Genomic DNA, 8,793 nt, shown 5'->3' with positions numbered 1-8,793 from the left:
CCGGCGCGGGCCCCGGCGGCCGGGGCTGCCCCGCTGGCGCGGACGGTTGCGCCCCGCCCCGCGAGCGAGGCTGGGGCGCGGGCGTCCAGGGCGGCGGCTCGGCACGCTCGGAGCCTGTCTCCGGCGCTGGTGACCGTGATCGCTGCGGGGAAATCCGCGTGGTGGGGGCCTCCAGGGAAGGCCGCGGCGCTGCGGGTGACCTGGTCTCGGTGGGTTTGGCCGCCTCGGCTGCCGCGCCGCCCGGCTGGCGGTCCACCGGCCCGCGATCAGCCGACCGGGGTCCGTTCGGTGCCGCCTGCCGGGGCTGCGGGGGCCGCCGGGTCTCAACCTGGCGATTCTCCGTACGCGAGGGTTCCGCACGCGGCGTCGCCGGCAGCCCCGGCGCTGTCCGAGCGGGGCCGGCGGCAGGGCTGGATGCGGGACCGGGACTCGGCGCGGCCGGTCGCACGGGTGCCGCCGGCCGGGAGGAAGTCGCGGCTGGGTCCGGGCGAGCACCCGCGCCGTTTGAGTCCTTCGCGGCGTCCGCGGCGGCACGGCCCGGTGCGGGCCGCGGGGTCTGCTGGCGCTCCGGTCCGGACCGCGATGGCCCGTTGTCACCCTGGCCGGTCGGCACCGCCGCGGCCGTCGTGCCGGCCGGTGCCTCGGCCCGTTGAGACGCCACCCGCCGCTGAGCCGCTGGCAGCATCCGTTCCGGTGCGGGCCGTTCCGGTGCGGGACTCACCGACGCGGGACTCACCGGTCGAGGACTCGCCTGCGCCGGGCGCGCCACCGGCGGCTGGCCGCCGGAGCCCCGTTCAGGGGGGGACACAGCAGCGCCGGCCAAGGGGGCGCCAGGCGAAGGAGCGGCGGACGAAGGAGCAGCGGCCGGCGGGGAACGGTGCGCCCCGGACTGCCCACGCGGCTGCACCGTGCCTGTCCGGCGCGGGGCGGGCGCCTCGGTCCGCGGATCCGGCCGATCGGCGGACGGGCCGGACGGAGCCGCCGGGCGCTCCGTACCGGGTTGGGCCTCAGCCGGCGAAGAGCCCTGCCCCTCGGCGGCATCGTTGCCGCGGTCTGTTTCACGAAGCCGTTCACGAGGCCGCCGCGCCGGCTGTTCGGTCATGACACGCTCCCGGGTCGGTTGGGCCGGGTCAGGGTCCGGCGAATGGCCCAGGGAGCTGAAGCCCCTGGGAACCAGGCCATCGCCTCGCGGGTCCCCAGGACCTCCGCCCGCTGGAACAGCGGCGTTCACACCAATGGCGCACACTGCCACGACCGTGGGACAGTCCTGCCATCCGTTCGCCTGACCACCCAGTAAACCTGATCAGCCGCATCCAGCCGGCCACAGCCGGCCGGGACGCACAGCGCGCGGATGTCCAGCCCGGCCCCGGGCCGCATCATCGTGACGCGGGCACTACGGGCTGATCCGTCCTCTCGCGGCTCGGCGACGGCCCGCGAGCCAGGGCCCCCAGGTTTCCGCGGAGCGGACGCACCGACCCCTCCCCTTTGTAGATCATCATCAGGTGATCTACAAACCCCCCACAACGACCAGCCCAGGAGACGGGCTCCCAGATCGCGCCGAAGGCACTCGCTGGGGCAGGGCTATACCTCTTCGCCGATGCGGTGCACCCGGATGGTGTTGGTCATCCCGGCCACCCCCGGCGGTGTCCCCGCGACCACGACAACCAGTTCACCCGGCCGGCAACGCTCCAGGTGCAGCAGCGCGCTGTCGACCTGCCGGACCATCTCGTCCGTGCTGTGCGCGAACGGCACCAGGAAGGTCTCGACGCCCCACAGCAGAGCCAGCTGGCTGCGGACCGCCTGCACCGGGGTGAAGGCCAGCAACGGGATGGGGCTGCGATACCGGGCGAGCCGCCGTGCGGTGTCCCCGCTCTGGGTGAACGCGACGAGGTAACGGGCCCCCATAGCGCCGCCGACGTTCGCCGCGGCTTCGGCCAGGGCGCCGCCGACCGTCCGTGGACGGGTCCGCAGCGGCGGGATCCGAGAAAGATCTACTTCTACCGTCTCGATGATCCGAGCCATCGTGGACACCGCCTCGATGGGGTAGTCACCGACGCTGGTCTCCGCCGACAGCATGATCGCGTCAGCGCCGTCCAGGACCGCGTTGGCGCAGTCGCTGGCCTCGGCACGGGTGGGCCGGGGGGCGTGGACCATTGACTCCAGCACCTGGGTGGCCACGATCACGGGCTTCGCGCGCTCGCGCGCCCATGACACAGCACGTTTCTGGACCAGCGGCACGACCTGCAGGGGCATTTCCACGCCCAGGTCGCCACGCGCGATCATCAGACCGTCGAAGGCTTCGACGATCTCCTCAAGCTGATCGACAGCCTGCGGCTTCTCAATCTTGGCAAGGACGGGGATACGCACACCGGCCTCGTCCATCACCGTCCGTACCTTCTCGATGTCGGCAGCCGACCGGACGAAGGACAAAGCGATCATGTCAGCGGGCAGGCCGAGCCCGAAACGGAGGTCCTCGGTGTCCTTGTCGGTCAACGCGGGCACGCCGAGGGCCGCGCCCGGGATGTTCATACCCTTGTGATCACTGACTGGCCCACCGATGGCAACCGTCGTATGGACGTCGGCGCCGATCACGTCTGTGACATCGAGCACCAGCCGGCCGTCGTCGACGAGGATGCGGTCCCCCTTGGAGACGTCGGCAGTCAGCCCCGAGAACGTTGTTCCCACGCGGTTCTGGTCACCGACGACGTCATCGGTGGTGATCGTGAAGTGCTGGCCGGGCAGCAGGGTGACCTGCCCGGACCCGAACTTCCCCAGCCTGATCTTCGGCCCCTGAAGATCGACCAGGATGCCGACGCTGCGCCCGACGGCGTCAGCGGCGGCGCGGATGCGCAGGTAGGTCTCGACATGTTGATCATGGGAGCCATGCGAGAGGTTGAGACGGGCAATATCCATTCCGGCTTCGACCAGCGCCCGGATCATGTCGGGAGAGCTGGTGGCCGGACCGAGTGTACACACAATTTTCGCGCGACGAGACACGGGATAAGCCTAGGAAATGATGCGGGGGGCCTGGACACCGCCCCCGCTATCGACTGAACGACACCCGGAACGTTTTTCGTCTACAGGAAAAAGGACCCAGCTACGCCATCGGCTGCGTTATGTGGCGACCAGGCGTACGGTCAACGTGTCCGCACTGCTGCGGAGCGCGTGGACACGAACCGGATCAGAGCGTCGGCACCGGAGCCGAGAGTTCCCCGGCGAGCTCCCCAGCGGCTGCGCAGGCGGGCAGGTCCAGGATAACTACCCAGGTCACGGTGGGCAGGCAGATGAGTGAAAACCCGGCGATCCACCGCCATCCGTCCGGCGATGTCGACATTTCCCTCCCGCATGACGAGCCCGATGCGGCGTCGGCGAGTGGCGATGACGCCTCCGACCAGACTCCCACCGACAGTGGCAAAGGACGCCCGGCGTAGTCCTGCCCGTCCCCGGCACCCCGGGGATGTGACGCCGTCCGGCCCGCGGCAACAGCCCGGACGGCCCGCGTGAAATGGCCCGGCCGGTCCACGGTGAATCCGGGCACACATATACGGAAAACGTCGCCTGACGCGTCGGGCGGGCCACCGGGCGACCAGGCCTGAGAACGACACGGCCGGCCGGCCGCGGTGCTCGGCGTGTTCCAGACGTTGCCGTTCGACCAGGCAGCCGCGCCCAGGTGGCTGCCGGCAAAGCCGCGGGCCAGGCCGATACCGGATGAGTGGTATCGGCCTGGCCGAGAACGCGGCCAGGGGCCGCTTGGGCGCGGCGAGCCGGAATGACGATCTCAAACGCGCTCTAACTGACAGCCGTGGCCACGGCTTCGGGCTCGCCGCGACCGCGAGGGGCCTGGCCCTCGGCCACCAGCACCGGCGGAACCGGACGCTGGCCTTCGAACTGGGTGCGGTACAGCTCCGCGTACAAGCCGCCACTGGCCAGCAGCTGGGAGTGCCGCCCGCTTTCGGCCACCCGGCCGCCCTCGATCACCAGGATCCGGTCGGCATCACGAACCGTTGACAGACGATGCGCGATCACCAGTGCTGTCCGGCCGGCCAGGGCGGTGGCCAGCGCCCGCTGGACCGCCGCTTCGGACTCACTGTCCAGGTGCGCGGTGGCCTCGTCGAGGACCACGATCGAAGGCTCCTTGAGCAGCAGCCGGGCGATGGCCAGGCGCTGCTTCTCCCCGCCGGAGAGGCGGTAGCCACGGTCACCGACAACCGTGTCGAGGCCGTCGGGCAGCGCCCGCACGACGGAGGCGATCGCGGCCGCCTCCATCGCCGACCACATCCGCTCCTCGCTCGCCTCCGGACGGGCGTAGGCGAGATTCGCCCGGATCGTGTCGTGGAACAGATGCGCGTCCTGGGTGACAACGCCCACGGCGTCGCGCAGCGACCGCAGGGTGACGTCGCGGACGTCATGGCCGCCGACGCGCACCGTGCCGGAACGCGCGTCATACATCCGCGGCACCAGCTGGCTGATCGTCGTCTTGCCGGCGCCGGACGGGCCTACCAGCGCCACCAGCTCACCGGGGGCCACCTGGAACGAGACGTTGTGCAGGACGGGCTCGGGCACCCGGCCGTCGAGCACCGCCACCGACTCCAGCGATGCCAGTGAGACCTCGTCCGCGGCCGGGTAACCGAAGTCGACGTTGTCGAATTCGATCGTCGCGGACCCGCGCGGCAGGTCGACCGCGGTCGGCCGGTCGGCGATGGCCGGCGTCAGGTCGAGGATCTCGAACACCCGCTCGAAGGAGACCAGCGCGGTCATCACGTCCACGTTGACGTTCGACAGCTGGGTCAGCGGCCCGTAGAGGCGGGAGAGGTACGACGTCAGCGCGACGACCGTGCCTACTTCGAGCGCGCCCTCGGCCGCGAAGCGTCCGCCGACCCCGTAGACGATCGCGGTTGCCAGCGCCCCGACCATGGTCAGCGAGACGAAGAAGATCCGGCCGTACATGGCCTGGGTCACCCCGATGTCGCGGACGCGGGCGGCCTTGGCGACAAAGCCGTGGTTCTCCGTTGACGGGCGGCCGTAAAGCTTGACGAGCATCGCCCCCGACACGTTGAACCGTTCGGTCATCGTCGTGTTCATCTCGGCGTTGAGCCCGTAGCCCTCCCGGGTGAGCGCGGCGAGTTTCGGGCCGAGCAGCCGCGCCGGGATGATGAACACCGGCAGCAGGACCAACGACACGACGGTGATCTGCCACGACAGCGCGACCATCGCGGCAAGCACGAAACCGACGGATACGACGTTGGACAAGACGGCGGACAGCGTCCCGGTGAAGGCCGACTGCGCGCCCAGGACGTCGTTGTTCAGCCGGGAGATCAGCGCGCCGGTCTGGGTGCGGGTGAAGAAGGCCAGCGGCTGGCGCTGGATATGATCAAATACCCGTGACCGCATGTCGAAGATGAGGCCTTCGCCGATGCGGGCGGAAAACCAGCGCTGCGCCAGCGCCAGCAGCGCGCTGATGACGGCGATCAGCCCGACCAGCGCCGCGAGCGCCTCCACAACACCCACCCGGCCGGGGATGATGCCATCATCAATGATCGATTTGAAGATGAGCGGCGTGGTGGCGCCCAGCGCCGCGTCAATTATGATCAGCACGAGGAAACCGGCCAGCATCCGCCGGTACGGGCGTGCGAACTCCACGATCCGGCGCAGAGTACCTGGCCGAAGTTTCTGATGCACAATCGAACGATCACGTTGGAAAGCCCGTGCGCTGATGGGCGGCCCGCCCTCCGCAAATCTCATCAGTCCACCCCAGGAATCGATGCCGCTGCTTGTGTAACACTGTAAGCAGGCCCCACCAGCGGATCATTCCCGCGCTCTCATCCCGGTGAGATCTCATCCCGGTGGCGCGACCTCCCGCGCGGTGCGGAGCCAGGCATCGCGTTCGGCCCGCAACTGATCCTTCCGGGTGCGCTCACGGCTGTGCAGCAACAGCGCCTTGATCTCAACGGCCAGCCCGCGGGGTGCCGCCAGCAGCCCGGTCACGAGATCCTCCACCGTGTCATCCCGATCGCCCGGGGCCACCAGCCGCTCCGCGAGCCCCAGTTCATACGCCTGCCTCCCGGACAACACGCGTCCCGTCACGCAGAGATCAAGCGCCCGGCTGTAACCAATCAGATCAACCAGCGTGCGGGACACGCCCAGCGCCGGGACGAGTCCCTGGTGGATTCCGGTCATGGCCAGATATGCGTCCTCGCAGAAAACCCGCAGATCGCAGGCGAGCGCCAAGTGAAGCGCGTCCACGGCGTACCCGCTGACGACAGCGACGCTGAACAGGTCGGGCCGGGACAACCAGCACTGGGCGGGCGGCCGGCTGCCCATGCCATCCATACCGACGCCCGTCATACCCGTCATACCCGCTGTACCGAGGCCCGTCGTACCGGGCCGCTCCAAGCCGTCAGCAGCGGCTGCATCGACTCGACCACGATCGGGGCACGGTAAACCACCGATGATCCGCAGAAGCACAAGCCGGATGTTCCCGGATAGACATCTCCCGATATCCGCCAGCGCTCCCGCGGTGGACGCGGCACGCGCCCATCCGGCGTCGTGATCCTGGCGATCAATGGTTACGGTCGCCCGTGAGCCTTCGATCGCCAGGGTCACCCCGGCCGCCGCCAGATCGACGGCGGCCGGTCGCGACATGATCAGACGCTCTTCTTCTTACTGCCTCGGGTTGCGCCGCCTCGGCCTCTCAGAGTCGTTCCGGACTCCGAGAGGATCCGATGAACGAACCCGTACGAACGACCCGACGACTCAGCGAGGAGGCGGATACTCTGCCCCGCCTCATACTTCTTCCGAAGCTCTGATGCAAGCTTGTCGCGCTCCGCGCCGGTGATCCGGGTTCCTTTCCTAAGCTCGGCCAATGTGGCCCCCTCCGTGATAGATGATCTGCGAACCGATCTTCACTCAGTCGCGGTGAACGCGCCACTCGAAGCGCATGTGATCCATCACACTGATCCTCTTCGCGCGCCCGAGCAACCCCCGGGATAGGCCCAGCCTTTCCCTTCCTCCCACCACCGGAACACCAACGCCCGGCCACGGGAGCACAGCTGTTCCGCCCACCCGGCAGGAGAAACAGCGCGTCCGCCGACGCCAGCGAAGACCAGCGTCCCTCATCGCCCTGGCTGGCCGAACAGGGACTTCAGCGCGCCGCAACGGACATCGTCGAATCCGCGCCAGGAACATCGTGCACCATCCGAACCCAGCAGCGTCGACCTGGCTACGGTGCACATGTGGTCATTGCGCCGGGCGTGCGGTCGTGAGAACGTCTTTGCGGACCTCGATTCGATCAGGCGGCCAGGATCCAGGCGGCAACCGGCAAGCCGGCGGAGAACCCGGTGCGGGCAGCGCCGGGCTCGGGGAAATCGCGGTGTGGATCGGTACGGTAATCGCCTGTCTGGGCCTGACCGCACTGCTGCGCGGCGGCGGGAGCGATACCGTGCCGCTGCCGAGGACGCTTGTTGGCATACCGTTCACGGCGGAGCGACGCGCGCATATTTCGCTGGCGTCCCTCCTCGCTCCGGCCGTCATGACCGTGGTCATCATCGCGGTATGGCAGGATCTTCACATTCGGATCCGGTGGGGTCCGCTGCTGGTCGTCGGATACGCGGCATCGGTGGCGTGGACCCTGGCATTGGCCTCGGTGAGCGGCTGTGGCGGCCTGGCCGCCCCGCTGGGCGGCGAGCGGGGCTACCTGTCGGACATGGCCGCCGTGGGCGCGGATCCGCTGGGGTTCCTGCGGACGTACGCCCAGCACGCCGCCGCCTACGGTTACGACACCCGCACCCATCCCCCCGGCCTGACGCTGTTGCTGTGGGCGCTGACGCGGCTGGGGATGGGGGCGCCGAGCACGCTCGGCGCCATACTGACGCTCGTGGGCGCGGCCACCGTCCCGCTGGTCACGATCGCGGTCCGGTCACTGTGCCATGAACGGGCCGCCCGGCGGTTCGTCCCGGTGCTGGTGCTGGCGCCGTGGGCGGTATGGCTCCCGGCCGCGGACGCGCTGGCCGCGACACTCGCCGCCGCATCCGTCACGCTCGGGGTCATCGGCTCCGAGCCGGGGCGGCGGCTGTGGTGGGCGGCAGCATGTGGGCTGGGCATCGGCGTGGCGACGCTGTGCGGCTACGGGATCCCCTGGCTGGGTGTCGCGGTTGTGGCCGTCTACTTCGTCCGCCGGCGGCCGCTGCTCAACGTGATCACTGGCGCGTGCGTTCTGGTGCCGCTGTCCGTGGCCGCGCTGCTGGGGTTCTCCTGGCCGGACGGGCTGACTGTCGCGCGTGACCAGGTGGCCCACGCCGCCGCGCACATCCCCGGCATCGGCTCGGGTGTGCCGGCGTGGGTCGCGCGCGTTCCTCCCGGCCTCACGGTTGTGCTGGTCGCCTGCGGGCCAACGATCATCCGGGCGGCGCGGCGCGTCCGGCTCACCCCTGGATGGCCCTTTCTCGCCGGTGCCGTCCCCGCGATCGGGTTCGGGATGTTGACCGGCCTGGCCGCGGTCGATCCCGGGCGGTCCTGGCTGCCGTTCTACTGCTGGCTGCTGGTGCCCGCGCTGGCGCCTGACCCACGCCCGGACCGTCCAGGCGACATGACCCAGGCAGGAGCCCTTCCGCTGGGCCTGACCGGCGTCGGAGCCCTCAGCGCGATTGTCGCCCGCGCCTTCCTGCCCGGGACGCTGTGACAGCCGGCGCCGGCCAACCGGCCACCTGCCCCGACCGGGTGCGCCGACCAGCCGACCAGCCGGCGCGCCCGGCGGCGTCAGCGGCCAGCCGACGGGAGGTTCATCGCTCGCACGGG

6 protein-coding genes and 1 pseudogene are annotated in these 8,793 nt (G+C 70.1%); 2 read left to right on the top strand and 5 right to left on the bottom strand.

Annotated features, from left to right (window positions below; all coding sequences use genetic code 11):
* A pseudogene (locus MJ783_RS16490) lies at positions 1 to 653 on the top strand (hypothetical protein); the annotation flags it as partial.
* 928 nt (positions 654 to 1,581) lie between these two features.
* On the opposite strand, the gene pyk reads toward MJ783_RS16490, so the two are convergent.
* From pyk to MJ783_RS16465, 5 genes are all read right to left on the bottom strand, one after another.
* Complete coding sequence (pyk, locus tag MJ783_RS16485; RefSeq protein WP_239311339.1) at positions 1,582 to 2,997, bottom strand: pyruvate kinase; 1,416 nt, start codon at positions 2,995 to 2,997, stop codon at positions 1,582 to 1,584.
* A gap of 184 nt (positions 2,998 to 3,181) precedes the next feature.
* The gene (locus MJ783_RS16480; protein ID WP_239311338.1) at positions 3,182 to 3,334 is read right to left on the bottom strand and encodes a hypothetical protein; all 153 of its coding nucleotides are present in this window, start codon (positions 3,332 to 3,334) and stop codon (positions 3,182 to 3,184) included.
* A 455-nt stretch (positions 3,335 to 3,789) separates the two neighbouring features.
* The gene (locus tag MJ783_RS16475) at positions 3,790 to 5,742 is read right to left on the bottom strand and encodes an ABC transporter ATP-binding protein (protein WP_239311337.1); all 1,953 of its coding nucleotides are present in this window, start codon (positions 5,740 to 5,742) and stop codon (positions 3,790 to 3,792) included.
* A 93-nt stretch (positions 5,743 to 5,835) separates the two neighbouring features.
* Positions 5,836 to 6,354, bottom strand: coding sequence for an enoyl-CoA hydratase/isomerase family protein (locus MJ783_RS16470; RefSeq protein ID WP_239311336.1), 519 nt, complete (start codon positions 6,352 to 6,354; stop codon positions 5,836 to 5,838).
* Between the two features lie 290 nt (positions 6,355 to 6,644).
* Entirely contained in the window at positions 6,645 to 6,863 is a 219-nt protein-coding gene (locus MJ783_RS16465) for a helix-turn-helix domain-containing protein (protein ID WP_131766260.1), read from the bottom strand.
* Positions 6,864 to 7,369: 506 nt separating this feature from the next.
* On the opposite strand from MJ783_RS16465, the gene MJ783_RS16460 reads away from it, so the two are divergent.
* Positions 7,370 to 8,677 carry a hypothetical protein gene (locus tag MJ783_RS16460; protein WP_239311335.1) on the top strand — a complete coding sequence of 436 codons (1,308 nt, stop codon included), beginning with the start codon at positions 7,370 to 7,372 and terminating at the stop codon, positions 8,675 to 8,677.
* The last annotated feature ends 116 nt before the right edge of the window (positions 8,678 to 8,793 follow it).

Origin of the sequence: Protofrankia sp. Cj3, assembly GCF_917627355.1 — a bacterium.
Taxonomy (GTDB): domain Bacteria; phylum Actinomycetota; class Actinomycetes; order Frankiales; family Frankiaceae; genus Protofrankia.
This window is presented reverse-complemented; position numbering and strand designations above follow the sequence as displayed.

Coding starts and splice junctions, on each gene's coding strand:
- MJ783_RS16480 (WP_239311338.1), bottom strand. CDS start 3,334: ATGTCGACATCGCCGGACGGATGGCGGTGGATCGCCGGGTTTTCACTC.
- MJ783_RS16475 (WP_239311337.1), bottom strand. CDS start 5,742: ATGAGATTTGCGGAGGGCGGGCCGCCCATCAGCGCACGGGCTTTCCAA.
- MJ783_RS16470 (WP_239311336.1), bottom strand. CDS start 6,354: ATGACGGGTATGACGGGCGTCGGTATGGATGGCATGGGCAGCCGGCCG.